21 protein-coding genes are annotated in these 22,181 nt (G+C 39.9%); 14 read left to right on the top strand and 7 right to left on the bottom strand.

The features are described 5' to 3' along the window. The first annotated feature begins 264 nt into the window (after positions 1 to 264). Positions 265 to 1,404, top strand: coding sequence for a Na/Pi symporter (locus CWB76_RS02295; RefSeq protein ID WP_076919317.1), 1,140 nt, complete (start codon positions 265 to 267; stop codon positions 1,402 to 1,404). Between the two features lie 56 nt (positions 1,405 to 1,460). Here the strand turns inward: CWB76_RS02295 and CWB76_RS02290 are convergent, their stop codons facing one another. Then, the gene (locus tag CWB76_RS02290; RefSeq protein ID WP_138605238.1) at positions 1,461 to 3,530 is read right to left on the bottom strand and encodes a TonB-dependent receptor; all 2,070 of its coding nucleotides are present in this window, start codon (positions 3,528 to 3,530) and stop codon (positions 1,461 to 1,463) included. Positions 3,531 to 3,586: 56 nt separating this feature from the next. After that, positions 3,587 to 4,243, bottom strand: a complete 657-nt coding sequence (locus tag CWB76_RS02285; protein ID WP_138605237.1) for a YoaK family protein — start codon at positions 4,241 to 4,243, stop codon at positions 3,587 to 3,589. Between the two features lie 143 nt (positions 4,244 to 4,386). On the opposite strand from CWB76_RS02285, the gene CWB76_RS02280 reads away from it, so the two are divergent. The 4 genes from CWB76_RS02280 to CWB76_RS02265 all read left to right on the top strand — a co-directional run bounded on the left by CWB76_RS02280 (position 4,387) and on the right by CWB76_RS02265 (position 6,807). Further along, positions 4,387 to 4,635: a TIGR03643 family protein gene (locus CWB76_RS02280; RefSeq protein WP_138605236.1), complete on the top strand. Its 249-nt coding sequence runs from the start codon at positions 4,387 to 4,389 to the stop codon at positions 4,633 to 4,635. Between the two features lie 73 nt (positions 4,636 to 4,708). Further along, a complete protein-coding gene (locus CWB76_RS02275) occupies positions 4,709 to 5,092 on the top strand; it encodes a hypothetical protein (protein ID WP_138605235.1) in 384 nt (127 codons plus the stop codon). Positions 5,093 to 5,101: 9 nt separating this feature from the next. Next, the gene (locus tag CWB76_RS02270) at positions 5,102 to 6,181 is read left to right on the top strand and encodes an endonuclease/exonuclease/phosphatase family protein (protein WP_138605234.1); all 1,080 of its coding nucleotides are present in this window, start codon (positions 5,102 to 5,104) and stop codon (positions 6,179 to 6,181) included. A gap of 89 nt (positions 6,182 to 6,270) precedes the next feature. Then, the gene (locus CWB76_RS02265; RefSeq protein WP_138605233.1) at positions 6,271 to 6,807 is read left to right on the top strand and encodes a DUF924 family protein; all 537 of its coding nucleotides are present in this window, start codon (positions 6,271 to 6,273) and stop codon (positions 6,805 to 6,807) included. A 71-nt stretch (positions 6,808 to 6,878) separates the two neighbouring features. On the opposite strand, the gene CWB76_RS02260 is transcribed toward CWB76_RS02265, so the two are convergent. Further along, positions 6,879 to 8,255: an NAD-dependent succinate-semialdehyde dehydrogenase gene (locus tag CWB76_RS02260; protein ID WP_138605232.1), complete on the bottom strand. Its 1,377-nt coding sequence runs from the start codon at positions 8,253 to 8,255 to the stop codon at positions 6,879 to 6,881. Positions 8,256 to 8,456: 201 nt separating this feature from the next. Here CWB76_RS02260 and CWB76_RS02255 point away from each other — a divergent pair, with 201 nt between their 5' ends. The 3 genes from CWB76_RS02255 to CWB76_RS02245 all read left to right on the top strand — a co-directional run bounded on the left by CWB76_RS02255 (position 8,457) and on the right by CWB76_RS02245 (position 10,641). Next, positions 8,457 to 9,491 (top strand): NAD(P)H-dependent flavin oxidoreductase, encoded by a 1,035-nt coding sequence (locus CWB76_RS02255; RefSeq protein WP_138605231.1) that lies wholly within the window; start codon positions 8,457 to 8,459, stop codon positions 9,489 to 9,491. 6 nt (positions 9,492 to 9,497) lie between these two features. Next, a complete protein-coding gene (locus CWB76_RS02250; protein ID WP_138605230.1) occupies positions 9,498 to 10,064 on the top strand; it encodes a Crp/Fnr family transcriptional regulator in 567 nt (188 codons plus the stop codon). Positions 10,065 to 10,125: 61 nt separating this feature from the next. Further along, on the top strand, positions 10,126 to 10,641 hold the full coding sequence (locus CWB76_RS02245) for a YgjV family protein (protein WP_138605229.1): 516 nt from the start codon (positions 10,126 to 10,128) through the stop codon (positions 10,639 to 10,641). 4 nt (positions 10,642 to 10,645) lie between these two features. On the opposite strand, the gene CWB76_RS02240 is transcribed toward CWB76_RS02245, so the two are convergent. Beyond that, positions 10,646 to 11,164 carry an NUDIX hydrolase gene (locus tag CWB76_RS02240; protein ID WP_138605227.1) on the bottom strand — a complete coding sequence of 173 codons (519 nt, stop codon included), beginning with the start codon at positions 11,162 to 11,164 and terminating at the stop codon, positions 10,646 to 10,648. Positions 11,165 to 11,389: 225 nt separating this feature from the next. On the opposite strand from CWB76_RS02240, the gene CWB76_RS02235 reads away from it, so the two are divergent. From CWB76_RS02235 to CWB76_RS02215, 5 genes are read left to right on the top strand one after another with little or no spacing between them, the layout of a single operon-like run. Then, positions 11,390 to 12,730 (top strand): sigma-54-dependent transcriptional regulator, encoded by a 1,341-nt coding sequence (locus CWB76_RS02235; RefSeq protein ID WP_138605225.1) that lies wholly within the window; start codon positions 11,390 to 11,392, stop codon positions 12,728 to 12,730. 39 nt (positions 12,731 to 12,769) lie between these two features. Beyond that, entirely contained in the window at positions 12,770 to 12,979 is a 210-nt protein-coding gene (locus tag CWB76_RS02230; protein WP_138605223.1) for a histidine kinase, read from the top strand. 23 nt (positions 12,980 to 13,002) lie between these two features. After that, entirely contained in the window at positions 13,003 to 14,487 is a 1,485-nt protein-coding gene (locus tag CWB76_RS02225; protein ID WP_138605221.1) for a sensor histidine kinase, read from the top strand. Position 14,488: 1 nt separating this feature from the next. Continuing rightward, on the top strand, positions 14,489 to 14,950 hold the full coding sequence (locus CWB76_RS02220; RefSeq protein ID WP_010390893.1) for a response regulator: 462 nt from the start codon (positions 14,489 to 14,491) through the stop codon (positions 14,948 to 14,950). Positions 14,951 to 14,975: 25 nt separating this feature from the next. Beyond that, complete coding sequence (locus CWB76_RS02215; RefSeq protein ID WP_138605219.1) at positions 14,976 to 16,937, top strand: ATP-binding response regulator; 1,962 nt, start codon at positions 14,976 to 14,978, stop codon at positions 16,935 to 16,937. 12 nt (positions 16,938 to 16,949) lie between these two features. On the opposite strand, the gene CWB76_RS02210 is transcribed toward CWB76_RS02215, so the two are convergent. The 3 genes from CWB76_RS02210 to CWB76_RS02200 are packed head-to-tail and all read right to left on the bottom strand — an operon-like array spanning position 16,950 to position 20,650. Further along, positions 16,950 to 17,960 carry a LacI family DNA-binding transcriptional regulator gene (locus CWB76_RS02210; RefSeq protein WP_138605217.1) on the bottom strand — a complete coding sequence of 337 codons (1,011 nt, stop codon included), beginning with the start codon at positions 17,958 to 17,960 and terminating at the stop codon, positions 16,950 to 16,952. Between the two features lie 11 nt (positions 17,961 to 17,971). Beyond that, positions 17,972 to 19,300 (bottom strand): glycoside-pentoside-hexuronide (GPH):cation symporter, encoded by a 1,329-nt coding sequence (locus tag CWB76_RS02205; protein WP_138605215.1) that lies wholly within the window; start codon positions 19,298 to 19,300, stop codon positions 17,972 to 17,974. 15 nt (positions 19,301 to 19,315) lie between these two features. Beyond that, on the bottom strand, positions 19,316 to 20,650 hold the full coding sequence (locus CWB76_RS02200; RefSeq protein WP_138605213.1) for a GH1 family beta-glucosidase: 1,335 nt from the start codon (positions 20,648 to 20,650) through the stop codon (positions 19,316 to 19,318). 252 nt (positions 20,651 to 20,902) lie between these two features. On the opposite strand from CWB76_RS02200, the gene CWB76_RS02195 reads away from it, so the two are divergent. After that, positions 20,903 to 22,180 (top strand): sugar MFS transporter, encoded by a 1,278-nt coding sequence (locus CWB76_RS02195; protein WP_138605211.1) that lies wholly within the window; start codon positions 20,903 to 20,905, stop codon positions 22,178 to 22,180. Position 22,181 lies beyond the last annotated feature (1 nt).

Raw genomic sequence — 22,181 nt, 5'->3', positions numbered from 1 at the left:
ACTTAAATACATTTTAACTTAGTGCTCAATTGCTCCTACTCAGTGCTTCGCTATGTAATTTAATATCAATTTTTTAATTACTTATTTTTAAAGTTATGGCTTGCCTTATACTCGATTTTTTAACCTTATATTTTTAAGTTATGAATAAAGAAGCACGTTAATCGAATTGAAATATTTCTGTAATATTTAGGTGTTCTAATGCGCTCTGAAACAAAAACGTCATCAAAATGCCATAATCGGCAAGACAAAAATTGAGATTTAAACATGAGTGAATCAAAGCGCAATACGCTATTAATAAAAACGCTTAACTGGGCTGCTATCGCCTTTTTAGTTTATTTAGTCCTAGTAGCCGTTGGCACTGTCAGTGGTGGTTTTAAATTAGCGTCGGGCGGTACTGAGGGAGCAAAAGAAATTTTTGCATTCGCAACTAACCCGTTTATTGCATTATTATTAGGTGCTTTGGCAACGGCTTTAGTGCAATCGTCATCAACGGTTACCTCAGTAATAGTGGGCCTTGTTGCTGGCGGTTTACCGTTAAGTATTGCTATTCCAATGGTGATGGGTGCAAATATTGGTACGACTATTACTAACACCTTAGTGTCTATTGGTCATATTCGCTCTAAAGAAGAGTTTCAACGTGCGTTTGCAGCATCAACGGTTCATGATTTCTTTAATTTATTTGCCGTTATTATATTTTTACCACTTGAGATAATGTTTGGTTTACTGCAAAAAATGTCTGCTGCGCTGTCGCACCTATTTATTGGTGATGCTGACTTATCATTAAAGAGCTACAACTTTATTAAACCACTTGTTAAACCTGCTGTGGGTGTAATAAAAGACGCATTTAGCTTCCTAGACACAAAAATGCTAGGTGCAGCGATGGTTATAGCAGGTATTTGTTTGATTTTATTTGCCGTAACTACACTAGGTAAACTACTTAAAAAAGCGTTAGTTGGCACTGCAAAAGATATACTGCATGGTGCAATTGGGCGTGGGCCTATCGCAGGTATCACATCAGGTGCGGCGGTAACTGTTATGGTTCAGTCGTCATCTACTACAACGAGTTTAATGATCCCACTTGCGGGAAGTGGTGTGTTTACTACACGTCAAATCTATCCATTTACGCTAGGCGCTAATATTGGTACAACCATTACCGCTTTATTAGCTGCCACATCAATTACAGGGCCTATGGCTGAAGTGGCGCTAACGATTGCGTTAGTACACGTTATGTTTAATGTATTTGCGGTTGCACTAATTTACGGAATTCCTGTACTACGTGAAATACCGATTAAGTTGGCTGAAAAGTTAGCCGAAATTGGTACAAATAATAAATCGGCTGCATTAGGCTATGTGTTAGGGTCGTTCTTTGTGGTGCCAGGTTTAATTGTACTGGCCGTTAGATAAACAAATAAATGAATAAAAAGAATGCGCTATATAGTTTATATAGCGCATTTTTTGTTTTACCACTGGTAACTTACAGACAACATGGCATTACGCGGTTTTCCTGGGAAGTAACGATCGCCAGTAAAACCAGTGTAATCGGCGCGCTGTGCGTAAGCCGTGTTGGTTAGATTTATTATTCGCGCACTCAGTAATAGCTGTGGGCTTATTTGCCATTGGCCGCGTAAGCTTAAAATATCGTGACCTTGATATTCATGTAAGTTTTCAGGGTCGGTAAAATAGCGACTCACATAGTGCCATTGCAGAGCAAGGTTAACACGCTCGTTGGCTTGCCAGTTAAAATCGATATTAGCGACCTTTCGAGGTGCGGTATCAATATCGTTACCTTTAATATTAATACTGCCGATGATTTGCTCATTCGAGTACGTATGCTTGGCATAAGTGCCTGCGAAGTTAACCGATAAGTGCTGATTAAAGCTATGCGCTAACTCAAGCTCAATGCCGCGATGTCGAGTTTGGCCGTCATTAACAGTAAAAAAGTCACTGTCACGGTAGATGGTATTGTGCTTGCTCATCGCATAAGCCGACAAACCGTAGCGAGTATTGTTGTACACCCCTTTAATACCTAACTCAGCATTATTTGCTATTTCTGCGTCTAAGTCGGCAGTACTTTGCTCGCGTTGTAATTGATAAAGCTCAGCTGCTTGTGGGGCTCTATAGCCTCTTGAAAAGTTAGCGTATAATGTATTATTAATATTAAGCTGATAGCTCACACCGAGTTTTGGCGAAAGATTACTAAAGCTGTTTTTAGTGCTCTCTGGGCGACTATAACGACAGCCACCAAAACCACATTCACTGCCATTTTCTTTTGTACGCCCTGTAAGCATATTGTTTTGATAGTCATATTGCATATGCTCATAACGTAGACCTGCAGTTATAAGCCAATTATTTAGCTGCCAATCAATAGCGGCAAATGGGGCATATAAGGTGGCATCGACTTGGTAATCGTAATGTTTACCTTGCGGCACTGTGGCCACTAAAAACGCAGAACCTTGAGTCGGTTTATCTTGGGTTTGTAAAAAATCGGCTTGGGTAAACTCACCATCAAAACCAAGCTTTAGGTTGGTATTGTCGTTCACATAATGCTGATAAAGCGATTGTAGACCAAACCCAGTTTGGTTATTTTTTTCAAGTGGTGTGCCGGGTAGAAAGTGTTTAAAAAAGTCCATACTTTGGTCACGAATATAAGGAGTAACAACTAGAGTGTTCTCTCCTAATTGCCAGCTTGCTTTACTCCAAGCCCTAAGCGAGCGAGCTTTTCTAAAGGCGTCGGGATCAAAGTTTTGCTGTGCTATATCTTCATCTTTATAGCTTTGAAAACCGCTAATATAACCAGCAGTTTGTTGATCTAAATTAGTATACGTAAGCCCAGAAACTAAGCTTAGGTTGTTATTATTATAGCGATGGCGCACATTTATTTTTTGTTGCTTTACGCTTTCGTCATCTCGATAACCGCTATCATCAGTAAAACTAACATTAATACCTAGGCCTGAATTATCCATGGCATGGCCTGCACGTAATTTATAGCGAGCATAACCATAAGAGCCATAATCAAAGCCTAGTAAACCAGCACCTTGCGTAGTATCAGGGGTAATAACGTTAATTACACCATGCACTGCATTAGAACCATAAAGTGCAGAACCTGGGCCTTTTAATACTTCAATACGCTCTGCCATTTCGCTATGTGCTTCGAATAGTTCATTGATATTACAAAAACCAGCTGCACGAAGAACTATGCCATCTTCTGCGGTTAAAACACCACCACAAGCGCCCGTTCCAGAAAGTACTTGCGAGCGCAGAGCCGGTAAATACTCTTGGCCATTCCCACGTTGGACATTGGCACCTGCAACGCGTTGTAGCGCTTCCTCTACATGGGTAGGAGCTATAAGCTCAAGCTGTGATTCACTTAATACACTGATCACCAGTGGTAATGGCGTGGAAAGCGCTTCACTACGCGATGCTGTGGTGGTGATTCGTTCAATTGATTGCGCGGTATCTTCAGCACACGCACTATTAATTAAACCTAACTGACTGCATAACAATAACGGGGGTAAATAGTAATATTTCATAAATTCCAGCACATCGGCAATTTGATAAGTTTAGGGTAGGGGATTTTGTGAATTGGTTAAAGCACACTCAACCTATAAACCCGATAAGTAATCGATAAAACAATACAAAAAATGCCGGGAAAAACTAAAGTGAGCACTGAGTAATGTTTAAATAGTAATACACCTACCACTCCGCCGGCTAAAAACCCGGCAATAATTAATACAAAGACCAAGCATTTTCTACTGTCAAAAGCTTCTCCTTTTAGGGCTTTACCAAACATCAAACCCAGATCGGTAAAAATACCGGTTAAGTGAGTAGTTCGCACAACTGCGCCGCTGTAGTTAGTGGCTAAAGCATTTTGTAAGCCGCAGGCCGTAGAAGCAAGTGTAAGTGCGTAAGGGTAAGAATATTGAAGTAGCTGTGCGCTTAACAGCAGTAAAATACCCTCAATAAATAAGAGCGTATCGTAATGGCGGCCTAGCTTAAGTGAACCGCCTGAAAGCATTAAGCCTGTTAATGCCGAGCCAAATATAAAACTCAGTACAATCGCAATTAAAAATAACGCCGCCTTGATGTTGGTAGTAAGTTCAATAGCTAATGAAGTCACCGACCCTGAAACGTGAGAAATTGCTTGCTGTTCAAACCCTAATAAACCTACTGCGTTTACCATACCGGCAATAAAAGCGAGGGTAAACGCACCATATTCGACCCACTTAGGTAGTTTTGTAAACATCCTTTTAGCTCCGGTTTCAGTGTGTAGATTAATCATACACTTAATTAAAGTTAATAAATGAAAAGAGGTTATATTTTTAACATCACAAGCAAGTGATGATCGCTAAATTTAACTTTTGCGTATTAACCAAATTTGGAATTAATATGTTTAACCAAGAACAGCAATCACGCATTATAGAAATGGCATGGGAAGACAGAACGCCATTTGAAGCTATTGAAAATCTGTATGGGCTAAATTACTCTCAATTAGTTAATTTTATGCGGGAGCATATCTCTAGCGGCTCATTTAAAGTATGGCGTAAGCGCCATGGTGGGCGTAAAACTAAACACCTAAAGTTACGCGACCCCGCGATTATGCGCAGTCATTGTAAAACACAGTACAAGCAACGTTAATTTTTCTCATTTCATGTAATGTTCAGGCTTAGCCGTTAATACTCTTCAGTAATGATCACACTGGAGAATCGCCATGAAATCACTAATCAGTATTTTAGTAATGGTTTTTGCGCTAACGGCAACAAACGCATTTGCTGTACCACACAAAGACAAACATGCAGGCAAGCATGCGAATAAACACGCAAACAAGCATCACTGGAAAAAGCAAAAATATAACCAATACCATAATAAAAAATGGCTTTCTAAGAAACAAGCCAAGCAGTTAATTCGTCAAGGGTGGACTCCACCAGGGTGGCACAGATCTTATCATCAAGGTGATATCCTTGGGCATGACATTTATAAGCGTGCTAGAGTAATAGACCGAGAAAGAGACACTATACGAGTTGAAGTTGATCGCACTATTATTCACTTAGTGCACGACACTCGTGAAATACTCTCTATTTTACAGCGCTATTAGGATTTATAAATGCTCACCGTATTGGTCATAGTTACTGGCTTGTTGTTGTTAATAACGTTATTACCCCTGTCATACAGTCAGCATTACTTGATACGTAGTTGCGACTTTGTGCGCTTGCAGGTGTGCTACCTAGCAAGCGCTGTAATTATCGTGGCACTAATAGGTATGTGGCAAAGCGACTTTATTACATACTCATTAATAGCGGCTGTTGCTTTAATTATCTGTGCGCTTCAAGCTAAGTGGATTTATCCCTACACTTGGTTTGCTAAAAAAGAAGTATTAACAGCGCCAAAAAGTAGTGATCATAGCATCAGAATTTTATCCGCTAATGTACTGATGTCGAATCGACATAGTGAGCAGTTAATTAACTTAGTCGATAAATATCAGCCCGATTTACTCATCACTTTAGAAAGCGATAGTTGGTGGCAAGATAAATTGTCCGTGCTTAAAAAAAACTACCCTTATCAAGTACAGTGCCCAAAAGATAACCGCTACGGCATGCATGTATTTAGTAAATTTAACATACTCGATGCACAAATTTGTGCACTTATAGAAGATGACATTCCTTCTATTCATATTTTATTTGAAAACCACCAAGGGTTAAAAATGCAGGGGCATTTTATTCATCCCGCGCCACCAAGCCCAACCGAAGAAGATTCATCACGTCCACGCGATAGCGAATTAATAATGGTGGCTAAAGCCCTTAAAGGTTCAACTCGCCCTACGATAGTCGCTGGCGATTTAAATGATGTTGCTTGGTCACGCAGTACTCGTTTATTTATGCAAATTAGTGGATTTTTAGACCCCCGTAAAGGCCGTGGTTTTTTTAATACTTTTCATGCTAATTACTTTTTTATGCGTTGGCCGCTTGATCATTTATTTCACTCAAAAGGCTTTAGTGTAAAACGAATAAAGCGCCTTGCTAAATATGGCTCCGATCATTTTGCCTTATTAACCGAATTGGTATTTGAAGATGCTAATCAGCAATCCCTAGAAACAAAACCAAGCGAGCAAAAGCAGCAAGATATACAAGAGCTGGCAATGAGCAAAGCAGATAAACGCAAAGTACCTATGTTTGAAAAGGGCTAGGTATAGTACAGATATTAGGTTAAAGGTTTTAGACGAAGTTTTTTGTAGCAAACTATTTGGTTTAGCGTTAATTAACAAAGAGATTCATTATGTTTAATAAAATTATCGACTTTTGGTTTACCGAGCTTGAGCCTAAACAGTGGTGGCAAAAAGACGATGGGCTTGATGCACAAATTAAAACTCGTTTTGGTAAATTGCATCATCAAGCAAGTGTAAATGAGTTATTTGATTGGCGTGAAAGCGCGATAGGTAGTCTTGCGGAAATTATTGTGCTTGATCAGTTCTCACGTAATATTTACCGTGAAAAGCCCGCAGCATTTGCCTGTGATGCATTAGCTCTAGCGTTAGCGCAAACCGCTATTGCGAAAGGGTTTGATAAGGAATTGACGGATGAGCAACGCGTATTTTTGTATATGCCTTTTATGCACAGCGAATCAAAGCTAATTCATAAGGAAGCAGTGAAGTTATATAAAGCGTTAGGTATTCAAAATAACTTAGATTTTGAGTATCAGCATAAGGCGATTATCGATAGATTTAATCGTTATCCGCATCGTAATAAGATACTGGGGCGGGATTCTACCAAAGAAGAGCTTGAATTTTTAAAGCAGCCTAACTCAGGTTTTTAAATTTATTAGACAAAAAAACACCACGCTTGCGACAAGCGCGGTGCTTAATTTTACTAACCTGATACCTGATATTAGCTGTGAATCATGATGCTTTTAACATTCACAAATTCGCGAATCCCAAAGCCACCATGCTCTCGGCCATAACCGCTGTCTTTAACACCACCAAATGGTAGGTTTGGTTGTGCCAAACCATAGCCATTAATATTGATCATGCCGGTGTCAAAATACTTTTTGGCCAGTTCAATGGCTTTCTTCTCATCTTTTGAAAATATACCGCCGCCTAGTCCATAGCGCGAATCATTAGCGATACGCATAGCGTCGTCGTTATCTTTGGCTTTAATTAAAGATGCGACAGGACCAAATAGCTCATCGTCATACGCAGGCATACCCGGTTTAAGGTTTTCCAGCACGGTTGGGGGGTAGTAATAACCTGTTTTTTGCGGTATTTCGCCGCCTACAAGTACTTTTGCACCTGCATTGACAGAGTCTTGTACTTGCTGATGAATTTTGTCGCGTAAATCTTCGCGTGCCATAGGACCTAGTTCAGTATCTTCATCCATTGGGTCGCCCATTTTTATCGCCTTAAACTGCTGGCTTAGTGCTTCTTTGAAGTCATTGTAGAGTGAATCAACCACCACAAAGCGCTTCGCGGCAACACAGGTTTGGCCGTTATTAATAATACGTCCTTGTAAACATGCTTTAACTGCAAGGGCTAAATCAGCGTCGTCAAGTACCACAAAAGCATCGTTACTACCCAGTTCTAGCACGGTTTTTTTAACATGCTTGGCAGCTTGCTCTGCCACTTTTTTACCTGTGCCATCACTTCCAGTAAAGGTTACGCCACTAATCGCTGAGTGTGAAATAAGGGCGCTGGCAGTTTTACCATCAACCAGTAAGTTGCTAAAGCAGTGTTCAGGAAAGCCTGCTTGTAAAAATAGCGTTTCAATTTTCTCAGCCATACCAAATACATTACCGGCGTGTTTTAATACCGTGGTATTACCCGCCATAATGTTTGCGGCACTGTATCTAATAACCTGATAAAGTGGGAAGTTCCACGGCTGAATACCCAGCAGTACGCCGGTAGGGCGATAGCTTATTATTGCACGACCGCCTTGCATGTCGCGCTCCTCGTCGCTAAGCATATCGGCGCCATGTTCAGCGGTATAACGACAAATGTCAGCACAAAGCTGAACTTCTTGGAAGCCTTGCTCATAGACTTTACCCATTTCTTCGGTCATTAGTTTTGCTAAGGCTTCTTTTTGACTTTCAAATAAAGAGGCTAATTTATTTAGATGTTGTGCGCGCTCGGTAAACGAGGTTAATCGCCATGTTAAGTATGTTTCATGAGATTTTTCGATCACTTGCTCTGCTTGAGCTTGAGAAAGCAGTGTATAGCTATTAATGACTTGCTCTGTTGCGGGATTGATCGTATCAACTGTGTTACTCATTTTACCTCCTAACAAATTATGTAATAGGGTAGGTGCAAAACCAAAGCCAGTTAGTTTCTCGATATTAAAAAAATCATAACTATCTGTTAGTAATAGTTTTTACATTACTTATGACTAAAATCTAGATGTTGTTTGCTTGCTGTTTTTGCTATGGTTCTGTAAATACTGCAAGTTGTTGAAAAAGTTACAGGGAGAGTTCAAATGAAGCCATCATTGTTTAATACCGCTTTACCGATAATTCAGGCACCTATGGCGGGTGTTCAAAACGAGCAGCTTGCTCTTGCTGTAAGTGAGGCTGGAGGGTTAGGCTCTTTGCCTTGCGCTATGTTATCCCCAGCACAATTAGTTGAGCAGCTAGAAATACTTAGCCACAAAACAACAAAGCCGTTTAATCTTAACTTTTTTTGTCATGCAGTTGCTGACTACACATCCGCGCAACAACAGTGCTGGCATGCATTACTTGCCGCTTACTTTACAGAGTATAAAATTGACCCGCAAAGCTTAACTGCAGGGGCTTCTCGTCAACCTATAAATCAATCGATTGTTGATATAATTGCACCTTATAAGCCAGCAGTTGTGAGTTTTCATTTTGGTTTACCTGGGCAAACTATTGTGGCGCAAATAAAAAGCTGGGGCACTAAAGTAATTTCAACGGCTACCACTTTAGATGAAGCTATTTGGCTTAGTGAAAATGGCGCTGATGGGATTATTGCTCAGGGTATAGAAGCTGGTGGCCATCGAGGGCATTTTTTATCTATGGATTTAAGCTTACAACAAACTACTGAGCAGTTAGTTAAGCGTTGTGTTAAGCATATATCACTACCTATTATTGCTGCTGGTGGCATTGCTTCAGCCGATGATGTTCAGCGGTTTAAAGCGTTAGGAGCGAGTGCAGTCCAAGTAGGGAGTGCTTATTTACTGTGCAAGGAGGCAACAACATCAGCTTTGCATCAACAGGCTATTTTAGATCAGCAACAAGATGAGACCACACTGACCACATTGTTCTCTGGTAGAGCCGCTCGGGGTATTCAAAATCGAGTAATCCAAGAGCTAGGTGCTATGCCAAATGGGGTTCCTGCGTTTCCACATGCCAGCAGTGCAATAACAGCCTTAAGAAGTCGAGCTGAAAAAAGTGCTAAAAGTGATTTTTCACCTTTATGGTGTGGTCAAAAATATATTCCTAGGGTGGGTGTATCAGCGGCTGACATTACACATGCTTTAATGAAAAAATGGTAATTTTTAATGTCTGATAATCCACTTTTATCGCTTGGCGACAGCTATGAAGCACTAGTAAACAAGTTTAAAGTGCAATTGGCTGGTAAGTATCCTCAGCAACTAATAGCGCCCAATACCGTATTAGTGCAACAAGGCGATGTACAAGGTTATGGGTATTTAATTGTTCAGGGGGTTTTAGGCGCTATTCATGACGACATTGACGGCGTGCAAAAGTGTAAAGAGTTTTATTTTAAAGATGAATTTGCGTTGTTGTTTGCCAATTGGATGACCTCAACACCTGCGTTTTATCAATTAAAAGTGATTAACGAAGCCAATGTAATTAAAGTACCACTAACACTATTTGAGCAAGCACAGTATCAACTGATTAAGCAGCAGCTTATTGCACAGCAACTTATTTTTAAAGAAGCCAAAGAGGCATTTTTATTACTTAATAGCCCCGAGCAGCGTTACTGCTATTTACTCAAACATAAACCTCATTGGTTGGCGCAGCTAAGCTTAAGCCAAGTGGCAATGTATATAGGCATTTCGGCTATTTCGTTGTCACGAATTCGTAAGCGACTTAACTTAAGTTAAGTGCTGTTTTCATAAAGCACTATACACTCCCCATTTTTAAGCCTTAATACTTTGGAGTGTTATGTTTTTAATTGCTCAATCGTTAGTCGCAGCCGCTACTTTACTCGACTTAGCTTCATTTCAGTTTAAGTCCCGACGAATTATTTTAAGCTGTTTATTTACCTCAGTATTATTAACCTCTGCTCACTTTTTTATATTGGGCTATCACAGTGCTGGCTGCTTAATGTTTATTGCCGCGGTGCGTTATTTTTATTGTATTTACTTTAAGCATACTTGGGCTATGTGTGGGTTTATGGCTGTCAGCTGCTTAGCCGTTTATTTTACTTGGCAAGATTGGTTTAGCGCCTTTGCATTGGTGGCGACATTAATACAAACCATTGCTTCATTTCAAAATCGAGATTTGCACTTAAGGTTATGTATGGTGGTGGGAACCTCTTTTTGGATAACACATAATATTTTCGCCGGCTCGCCAGTGGCAATAATCATGGAAAGCCTATTTTTAAGTAGTAACTTACTGGGACTATACCGCTTTTATGTGGGTAAAAAATCGCTGAGCGAACCGCAAATTCAGCCCTAAACACCTAGGTAAAAAACTGTGCAGCAATAGCTTTTAGCAGGTAAGTTTCGCGAATAATCGATAGCCCTTGCTTGTCACTGTTTGCAAGTGTGCGTTCGTTATGAGCTATCGCCTGGAAAATATCAACCCATTTAGCCTGCATGCCATTTTGTTTTTCGTAGTGTTCAAGCTGTGCTTGGCCTAGTTGCTCATCAATTTGGCAGAGGTAGCAGTATGATTGTATATGAATAATATCAAAGTCATCTTTGTGCCAAGGGCGGTACTCTTCGTAAAGCCCAAACTCGCTACATATTTTTATATTTTGTGCGCCAGTTTCTTCACTTAGTTCTCTGATCAACCCTTGTTCAATGCTTTCATGCAGGTCAATTCCACCGCCAGGTAAGCTAAAGTCGTCATAGCGCTGAGTATACATAAGTAAAATGTGTTGTTGCTTAAATGCAATAGCGCGAGCGGTTGGGCGAGAAAATTGACGACCTTGCTCAATATTGATTGAGGGATGAATGTAGGTTTTTAATAAGCGCATAACAACTCCTGTAATAAAAATAAATTATATCAGTTAGTTATATTAATTGCTTTAATAGAGATTTAATAAGCCGCATAAAATAGCGCTATTTCAGCGCCTATACAGCTACTTATGATTAAACTAGTGAATTAAAAATAAAACAGCCGCACTTTGTACCTTAATTATGTATATCTTTCATTTACTTTAAAGGGCAAGTAGAATAGTGAAAAAGCACAGGGATTATTCATGTTAAATATACTTTTAGTCGATGACGACATCGAATTCAGCGATGTTATTTGCCATATTGTTGAGTTTCTTGGCCACAACATTAATACAGCAACCAGTTTAAAAGAAGCACATCAGTGGTTTGAAAATAATACTTTCGATCACGTGCTGCTCGATTTTATGTTACCTGATGGCAGTGGCTTGCATTTATTAGATCATTTAAAAATGATTGGTCAATCGCCTAAAGTCACCCTTATTTCTGGTCACCCTTCGGTTAAAGGTATTTTAGCTGAGATGTGTGAGCCTAATGTGTCGCATCTATTAAAGCCGCTGCAACGTGAAGATTTAGAATTAGTATTAAACGGCCCGAAAAAAACGGTTAAAAAAGCGAAAAGTGCCGCCATTACACATCATTTTGACACGCTTATTGGCGAGTCTGCGCCCATGCAACAGCTTTATACCATGATAGAGCGCGTAGCTAAAACTAATGCTAACGTTATGCTTATGGGTGAAAGCGGAGCAGGTAAAGAGGTGGTAGCGCAAGCTATTCATAATGCCAGTAAATGCGAAGGTCCACTGGTGGCGAGTAACTGTGGTGCGCTTTCAAAAGAACTTATTGGTAGTGAATTATTTGGTCACGAAAAAGGTGCATTTACCGGTGCTATTGCCCGTAAAGAAGGCGTGTTTGAACAAGCCGATGGCGGAACGTTATTTCTTGATGAAGTCACTGAAATGCCGATTGATATGCAGCCTAATTTATTGCGTGTACTTGAAACTAAAAAAGTAACACGGGTTGGTGGTAATCGTGAGTTACCAGTAAATTGCCGTGTTATTTCAGCGACTAACCGCTCCCTTACCGATTTAGCGCAGAATAATATTTTACGTGAAGATATTTACTTTAGACTCGCTGTTTTTCCAATTGATATACCGCCACTACGAGAGCGAAAAGAAGATATTCCATTACTCTCAAAAGTATTTTTAGAGCAGTTGAACGATGAAAATGGTACAGCGTTTGCCTGGGCTAACGAACAGCTTAAAGAGCTACAAACATACGACTGGCCAGGTAACGTACGTGAACTTCGCCATGCTATTCATCGCGCTTTTATTATGAGCGACCCGCAAACTAGCACAATTACATTACCTGACAACTTAGAGTCACCTTTTTCAAGGGTTAATACTCAATCTGAAGACAAACAGGTATCAGCAGGGCAAACAATTGAAGAAGTTGAAAAAGAACTTATTCATGCCACGCTCGATAAAGTACAAGGTAATAAAACATTAGCAGCACAAATGCTGGGTATTAGTACTAAAACCTTATACAACCGTTTAAATGCTTATGGTGGTATTGGCGAGTATAAATAACCAGCATGCAAATTTAATAACAACAAAACGAGGATTTTGATGGCATCGTCAGAAAAAACAAAACCTTTGAATGAGCTGGTACACGACGCGCGTGCGCCGCTTAATCGTATTTCGATGAATGCTGAGCTAATTAAGCTAGTACTTGAAAACGATATGCCAAAAGATAAAGCACTCGCCGCATTAGATAAAATAATTGCTAATTGCCAAGCGTGCAGTGACAGTTTGCAGCTTATTTCAGAATCGAAGTAACCCAAATTAATTCAGGACGATAAATGATTAAACGCAAACAGCAAGGCAAAGCAAATGTAGTATGGGCATTATTTATTTCCATAGTGCTGTGTATTATTGTGGGTAATGCTTTTTTAGCCATTAATACCATACAAGGCCTAACGCGTACTCAGCAAAGTTTAGATAACACTAATATGCTAAGCACGGCGATAGAGCAATTGCACCTTTCGGTGGTGCAAGCTGAGTCGGGGCAGCGTGGGTATTTATTAACTCAAACGGATGATTATTTAGTGCCTTACTACGATGCTATCGCACAAATAAAGTCTCAAACGAACCATGTGAGCGCCTTACATTCTGAAATTGACGGGCAGGCTGAGCGTATTGCACAGCTGTTACTATTGGTTGAAGCTAAAATAGCTGAGCTGAAAAAAACGGTTAAATTAGCATTAAATGATAAAGAAAAACGCGCTTTAGTAATACTGAACTCACATGAAGGGCGAGACCTATATAGAGAGATCCGTGAGCGAGTTAATGATATACAAGAACGTGAATTGCTGTTTAAAGTCAGTCACTTTTCGAAATTAGCACAAATTAAGAAAGAAGCTAAAATCACTTTTGGTATTACTGCAGTTACAAGTGCATTGTTGATTTTGGGTATGTTTTTATTAGCTAGGCTTAATTTAAAAAATGCAGCCGAGTATCGTGCCGAGCTGGAAATGCAAAATGAAACTTTAGCCAGTAAAGTTACTGAACGTACTCAAGAGCTTACCTTGTATTCTGATGAATTGAGTCGTAGTAACCGAGAGTTAGAGGAGTTTGCTTTTGTTGCCAGCCATGACTTGCAAGAGCCGCTAAGGAAAATTCAAGCATTTAGTGACCGGCTTGAAAGCATGTTTAAAGACGAATTAGGCGAAAAAGGCGCAGATTACATTGCCCGCATGAAAAATGCAGCGCAAAGAATGTCTAACTTAATTAATGATTTATTAGAGTTCTCTCGAGTAACGACCCGAGGTAAAGATTTTACCGATACCGATTTAAACAGCATTCTGAATGATATAAAAGGTGATTTAGAAATAGCGATTAATGAGTGTAATGCACAGGTTGTTACGGTTGAGATGCCCATTATTCAGGCTGATCCAAGTCAAATGCATCAGCTGTTTTTAAACTTAATTTCAAATGCAGTGAAGTTCAGAGCGCCTAACGTTGACCCGGTTGTTAATGTTGACTTTGAACGGGTATGTGAGTTTAGTGAAGATCATAACAGTGAAATATGTTGGCATGTTATTACCGTAAAAGATAATGGGATCGGCTTCTCTGATGAGTACGCGGATAAAATATTTGTACCATTTCAACGTTTGCATGGCCGTTCAGAATATAAAGGAACGGGTATTGGTTTATCTGTATGTCGTCGAATCGTAGAGCGACATGGCGGCTCTATTGCTGCGATAAGCTCCCTAGGTGAAGGGGCAACTTTCATCATTAAATTACCTGTGAATGCAGAGTTATTCACACTACAAGGAGAGGCATAATATGCCATTAACAAACGTAAAACCGATTACCATTTTGATGGCAGACGATGATGAAGATGATCGTTTATTAACCCAAGATGCGCTTGCTGAAAGCCGCGTTTTAAATGAATTACATTTTGTTGAAGACGGTGTTGAACTCTTGGAGTATTTAGAGCGCAAAGGCAAGTTTGTAGATAAAAGCATCTCGCCAAGACCAGGCTTAATTTTACTTGATTTAAACATGCCGAGAATGGATGGTCGTGAAGCGCTTGAAGCTATTAAGGCAAATCCAAACCTAAAAGGCATCCCTGTGGTAATTTTAACTACCTCTAAGCAAGAAGAAGACATGGTTAAGGGTTATAACCTAGGCGCTGCGTCTTACATAACTAAGCCGGTTACGTTTGACGGGTTAGTTGAGTTGATGAAAACGCTGGGTAAATACTGGGTTGAGTTTGTAGAGCTACCAAGCACGTTTAACGATTAAGCATATTATTAAAACAGGAGACGCTATGTTAGCAAAGGCAACGAAACTGCTATTGGTTGAAGACGATGAAGATGATTATATTTTAACTCGTGACTATTTAGAGCAGCTCAGTTCCCATGTGTTTGACATAGACTGGATAAGCTCTCCTGAGCAGGCGGTGGAAGTGTTGAGTAAAAATCAACATGATATTTGCTTGCTTGATTATCGCTTAGGGGCATCTGATGGCTTGAGTGTTTTAAAACAAGCGCTTAAAAATGGTTTTTGTGGGCCTATTATTATGCTTACAGGGCAATCAAACGATGCCCTCGATTCAGCTGCGCTTGATGCCGGAGCGGTTGATTACTTAGTTAAAAACGAAATGAGTGGTAGCCGGTTTGCTCGCTCTATTCGCTACGCATTAGCGCGCCGTGATGTAGAAGATGAGCGAGTGGAACGCTTAAAAGCCGAGGCTGAAAACCGTTCAAAAGATCGCTTTTTAGCACATTTAAGCCACGAATTACGAACACCGCTATCTTCTATTTTAGGTTATACAGAGTTGTTGATGCTCAGTGACTTTAACAAGCAGGCTGAAAACGAGCTCGGTGTGATTTATCGTAATGGTAAGCATTTATTAAGCTTACTGAATGACGTTTTAGATTTATCTAAAATTGCTGTCGATAAACTCGAACTGAGTTTAGGGGAGGTTAACCTTGATAGCTTAATGGCCGATGTATTTACCTTAATGCGCGTATCAGCACTCGATAAGGGCTTATCACTAAAGTTTGAATCACTGGAGCCTTTACCATTAGTTATTCGTGTAGATGCCACTCGAGTTCGACAAATTCTCATTAACCTGATCAATAACGCGATTAAATTTACTGAGCAAGGCGAGATTGTGGCTAACGCGTGGACTGAAGTAGTCAATGAGCGTGAAATGCTATTTTTTAGTATTAAAGACTCAGGCTTAGGCATTGCTCCAGAAAAACAAGGTCTCATCTTTAAGCCTTTTGAGCAAATAGCTGATGTAGAGTCGCGTTCAGTAGGTGGTGCAGGCTTAGGTTTAGCTATTTGTTCTGAACTACTTAGTCGTATGCAGGGGGATATTTCATTAGACTCTCATGTCGGTGAAGGCTCAACGTTTACCATCTCCTTATACCCTGGTGATATCAGACAGGTAGAGCGCAATTTATTAAAACTTGATTTAACCCCCAATATGCAGCAAAAAGTAGCCCCCTGCCAAGTGAACGGCAAAGTGTTGGTGGTTGATGATTTACGCGATTTACGCGTGCTAGTTGGTCACTTAATTGGTTCAGCAGGCGCTGAAGTAGATTATGCTGATAATGGTAAGCAAGCACTCGATAAAGTAAAAAAATGTCTAGCAGACGGGCACTCTACCTACGATATTATATTTTTAGATATCCACATGCCGGTAATGGGCGGAAAAGAAGCTGCTATTGAGCTTAGAAAGCTAGGATTTAAAGGCGCAATCATAGCCTTAACTGCAGCAACTATGAAAGGCATTCATAGCGAACTCAAAGCGTTAGGTTTTGACGATATGATTGCTAAACCTGTCGATTCCAACTTGCTTTATCAATGCTTAGAGTTAAGGCTTGGACAAAAAGAACAATCAGCTACGCAGATTCAGCCAGCACCTAAACCGAGTAACGATAAAAAGTGCTTTTTATTAGTAGAAGATGATGCTGATGCCGCACAAATTACCCAGCTATTACTAGAAAGCTTGGATGTGGATACCGATATAGCAGCAAGTGTTAAAGACTGTAAGGCAGTACTAGAGCATAATAGTAATTACGATAAAGTATTACTTGATATGCATTTGCCAGATGGTACCGGTTTAGAGCTGGCTGGGTTTATTAAACAGCATTACCCTAATATTAAGCGCGTTATTATTAGTGGTATGGAGCCCGATGCTGTGCATATCAGGCAACTAGAAATAGAGCAGGTATTGTTAAAACCAATAAATTTATCATTACTCAATCAGCTTGTTTAACAGCCTATTAGCTTACCTAAATGTTAAAGGTTTAACCACAGATTGGCGTATAACTAACTCGGGCTCAAATAACGTTTGAATAGGGTGTACGCTTTTTTGATAAACATGACTAAGTACCCACTGCGCTGCCACTTTACCCATCTCATCGATAGGATAGTTTATAGTGCTCAACGGAGGGTAAACGTGACGGGTAAAAAACACGTTATCGTAGCCAATAATTGAAAGCTGCGAAGGTAGTTGTATAGCATGCTCTCTGGCACTCACCATGGCACCAGTGGCCATTTCGTCATTGGCACACACCAAGGCGGTAAAGGCGGGGTTGTTTTTATACAGTGTAGTGAAGCCTTCGTAGCCACTTTCTTCTACAAAGTCACCTTCGAATAAATTGTTTTCATCAAATTTAATGGCGAATTCAGCAAGCGCTTGTTTATGCCCATTTAAGCGTTCCTGAGCATCTTTTTTCCATAGTGGACCGCTAATATAGGCAATGTCTTTATGGCCCGATTCAATAATGTATTTAGTGGCTAAATAGCCACCTTTATTATTATCAAGAATAATACAGCGGTCGGCGAGCTCTTCAATATAGCGGTTTAGCAAAACAAACGGGGTTTTGCCTTTACTCAGTTTTATTAAGTATTCATCACTAATAGCTTCAACATGCAAAATAAGTGCGTCGCAGTTACGGCTAATTAAAAATTCGATGCCTTGTTGCTCTCGCTCTGCGTCACTGTGGCCTGCGGTAATAATAACGTGTTTACCTTGGTTTCTTAGCGTGTTCTCTATACCGCTCATCATCGGTCCATAAAATGGCCCCTTAAGCTCTGAAACTAACAAGCCCGCACTATTAGAGCAATTAGAAGCCAGTGATTGCGCAATAGAGTTAGGGCGGTAGCCTAACTCTTCCATGGCTAAGGTGACTTTTTTTCTGGTTGCATCACTTACGTTTGCATTGTTGTTCATTACTCTTGAAACAGTGGCAAGTGACACCCCTGCAAGCTTTGACACTTCATAAATGGTGGCCATACTATTCCTTGCTACAAATTGCTTTTCTGTGTTAAATCGGCAGTGATTTTTTTAATGGTTTTATTGTCTAGGCTGTATTTACTCATTATTAATGCCACAAGTACACTACCAATCGCAGGGTAAAGTGTGAATGAGGTTAAAATACCATTTTTAGTTGCCTCGCTTAATTCCACATTGGCTTGATATTGATAATAAGCAAGTAACCAACCGGCAATCGCTCCGCCTAATGCAAGCCCCAATTTGATAAAAAATACGATGCTTGCGTAAACTAAACCCGTGAGTCGACGGCCATTTTGCCGGACTCCGTAATCAATAGTATCAGCCATTTTTGCCCATAATAAAGGCGTTGCCATTTGAGTGAAAAAACACCATAAAAAATACACCAAAAACGCTAGTAAAACGTGTTCATTAGGGATAAAAAAAGCAAGGCAGCTCAATATGGCGGAAATATATTGTAGATAAACATAAGCCACTTTTTTATCAAAGCGTTTACTTAAAGGTTGTGCGCAGGCGCAGCCTAGAATATTACCAATCATACCTAAGGTTACAAATTCGGTGATTAAATCTTCTTTGCCAAGAACATATTTTGCATAGTAAATAGCCAATGTCGTGCGCAACACCATACTGGTCAATAATACCAGAGTCGCCATACACAAGATTTTAAACGGCTGATTTTGCCATAAAACGTGAAGTTGTGTTTTTAAAGATAATTTATGCGGTGGATTGCTCACTCGCTCTTTGGTGTAACGAAAACAAATTAGAAACAACACCACACCGAGGCAACTCATAATCAGCATAGTAAGTTGATAGCCCATTTCGTTATTACCATTACCAAACCATGTTACTAAAGGCAAAGTGCAGCTTGTAACCAATAAACCTCCGAGCATGCCAAACACAAACCGGTATGATTGAATAGAAACGCGTTCGTTAGGGTTGCTACTTAATACGCCGCCAAGTGCCGAATAAGGAATGTTTATTGCGGTATAAACTAACATTAGCAGGGTGTAGGTAACGAAGGCGTAAATAATTTTGTTGGCGTCATCCATCTCAGGGGTAGTAAAAGTAATCACGCTTATAACGGCAAAAGGGATGGCAAGCCAAAGTAGGTAGGGTCGGTAGCTACCGTATTTAGTATGAGTGGCATCAGTGAGTGCGCCCATTATTGGATCAGTTACTGCATCAATAACTCTAACTACTAAAAAAAGGGTGCCCACAACTGCAGGCGAAATACCAAAAATATCAGTGTAGAAAAAAGTTAAAAACAGCATTACGGTTTGAAAAATAATATTACTGGCCGTGTCACCTAGGCCGTAAGCTATTTTTTCTTTTTTACTCAGCATAAAAGCCACTCGTTATTATTTTTGGCGCTGTTTAAGAAAATCACGATACGCAATTGCGCTTTGTTTTAGGGTACGTTGTTGAGTTTGGTAGTCAACATAGACTAGCCCAAAGCGTTTTTCATAACCATAGGCCCATTCAAAATTATCCATTAAACTCCATGCAAAGTAGCCTTGTACATTAACGCCTTGCTCAACTGCATTATGAACGGCATTAAGGTGGGTATGGTAATAATTGACACGTTGTATGTCATCTACTTTACCATTTATTAATATATCAGCCATCGCTGCACCGTTCTCTGTTATATATACCTTAGGTAAAGTGTAACGATCATTTAGTGAAAGCAGTAATTCGCATAATCCCTGCGGGTATATTTCCCAGCCCATATCGGTGGTGGCAACATTCTCTAAAGAAACTTCTCTAAACCAATGATCTGGGGTATTTTTGTAATGAATACGAGTATAGTAATTAACCCCTAAAAAATCGATCTTTTGGCTAATAATTGCCATATCTCCATCACTAATATGGGGCTTTGCATCATTTGCAAGCTCATTAATCACTTCAGGGTAACAGCCCTCTAGTACTGCCCGTATATACCATTGGTTATGATAGTCATCAGCTAATTTAGCAGCGCGTTGATCAGCAGTGGTAAGCGGATAGGATGGGCTAAAGTTAAGTACTATACCGGCTTCTATCGTGGGGCAATTCTTACGTATTACTTGCATTGCGAGTCCATGGGCAAGCAGTAAGTGGTGCGCTGCTTGGCGTCCTGCTTTTTGACTTTTTATGCCTGGTGCATGTACCCCTATTTCATAGCCTAGGTAGGCACTACAAAAAGGCTCATTTAAGGTCGCATAAGAGTCAACTAAGCTCTCTAGTTGTTGAGTTACTATATGAGTGTAATGAGCAAATTGATACGCGGTATCGCGATTTAGCCAACCACCGTTGTCTTCTAAATGCTGTGGTAAATCCCAATGATATAAAGTGACATAAGTTTTAATGTTGCGCGCTTTTAAAGCTTGTAATAGCGATTTATAAAACGACATTCCTTGAATATTCAAGCTGCCATCTTGGTGTAAAACGCGTGGCCAAGAAATCGAAAGACGATAAGCGTCTACAGCTAAATCAGCAATCATTTGTACATCTTGTTGCCAATATTCAATGTGTTTACATGCTTGGTTGCCGTTACTGTTATCTGCAATGGTGTTTGGTTTGTTACAAAAAGTATCCCAAATACAGGGGAGGCGGGTATCGTAACTTCCCTCTATTTGAAAAGAGGCTGTAGCAACCCCAAAAATAAACGGCGGCTTTAAGAGGGCTGACGTGCCTGGTAAGGAGATTGTTTTAAACACAATGAGATACGTCCTTAAGCTTGCAAATAATAATGAGCTTTACAGTAGTTAGCTAAGCAATATAAATTGCATAATACAACAATGTAAGCGCTTACAATATTTTTGTAAATAAATTGATAAATTTTCTCTATATGCTATAAATGTAAGCGCTTACATTTGGTGTTGCAACTATTATCTGCATTTTAAGTTTTACTAAACGCAATAAAATAGAGGTAACAATCTGATAATTAAAAAATAATTAGAGATTATACTATGGCACATATCACACAGCCACTACCGGCAGCAGAAAACAGCCAAAAACCAGGGTCTACACACACCTTTGCGTTAACATCGCTTACGACCTTGTTTTTTATGTGGGGTTTTCTTACTTGCCTAAACGATATTTTAATTCCGTATTTAAAGGGAATGTTCTCCCTTAATTACACCCAAGCAATGTTGGTACAATTTTGTTTTTTTGGTGCCTACTTTGTTATGTCAATTCCTGCAGGGAAGCTGGTCAGTAAAATAGGTTACCAATTTGGTATTGTTGTTGGTTTGGTTGTTGCTGCGATAGGGTGTGCACTATTTTACCCCGCTGCAGAGGCACATGTTTACGAGCTATTTTTACTTGCTTTGTTTGTACTTGCTTCAGGGATCACTATTTTACAAGTCTCTGCCAACCCTTATGTAAGCGTATTAGGGCCTGCAAAAACAGCGTCTTCGCGCTTAACTATGACTCAAGCTTTTAACTCTTTAGGTACAACTGTTGCGCCATTGTTTGGTAGTTGGTTAATTTTGTCAGAAATTAGTCAAGCTACAGCAGAACAAGTTAAGTTTCCTTATTTAATGCTCAGTGCAAGTTTATTAACATTGGCGATTATTTTTGTTTTTTTAAATTTACCTAAATTAGGTAAAGCGATTGACAGTGAAGCAGAAAACCAAGGTGACACTGAGTTTGTTGATTTAGGCAGTGTATGGAAATATCGTCACCTTATTTTAGGCGCGATTGGTATTTTTGTTTACGTAGGGGCTGAAGTGGCCATAGGTAGTTTTTTAGTTGGCTTTTTAACCCTTGATCATATTGCAGGCTTACCAGAGCAACAAGCAGCACATTACATTAGCTATTATTTTGCAGGTGCAATGATAGGACGCTTTGCTGGCGCCGCGATTATGCAAAAATTAAACGCAGCCAAAGTATTAGCTTGTCACGGTATTTTAGCAGGCTTACTTGTGTTAATTGCTATGACGGGTCAAGGGTCACTGGCTATGTGGGCTATTTTATTAGTTGGATTATGTAACTCTATTATGTTTCCTACTATTTTTAGTTTAGCACTGCAGGGGCTTGGTAAATACACCTCGCAGGGTTCGGGTATTTTATGTTTAGCGATTGTTGGCGGTGCCATTATTCCGTTATTACAAGGTATGCTAGCTGATAACATAGGTGTGCAATTAGCTCTTATTCTGCCCATTGGTTGCTATTTATATATTACTTATTTCGCGCTGTTTGGTGCAAAAAAAAACAACGTCAACTCCTCTTTGAGTTTTAGGTGAA

Origin of the sequence: Pseudoalteromonas sp. S1609, assembly GCF_005887255.1 — a bacterium.
GTDB lineage: Bacteria > Pseudomonadota > Gammaproteobacteria > Enterobacterales > Alteromonadaceae > Pseudoalteromonas.
This window is presented reverse-complemented; position numbering and strand designations above follow the sequence as displayed.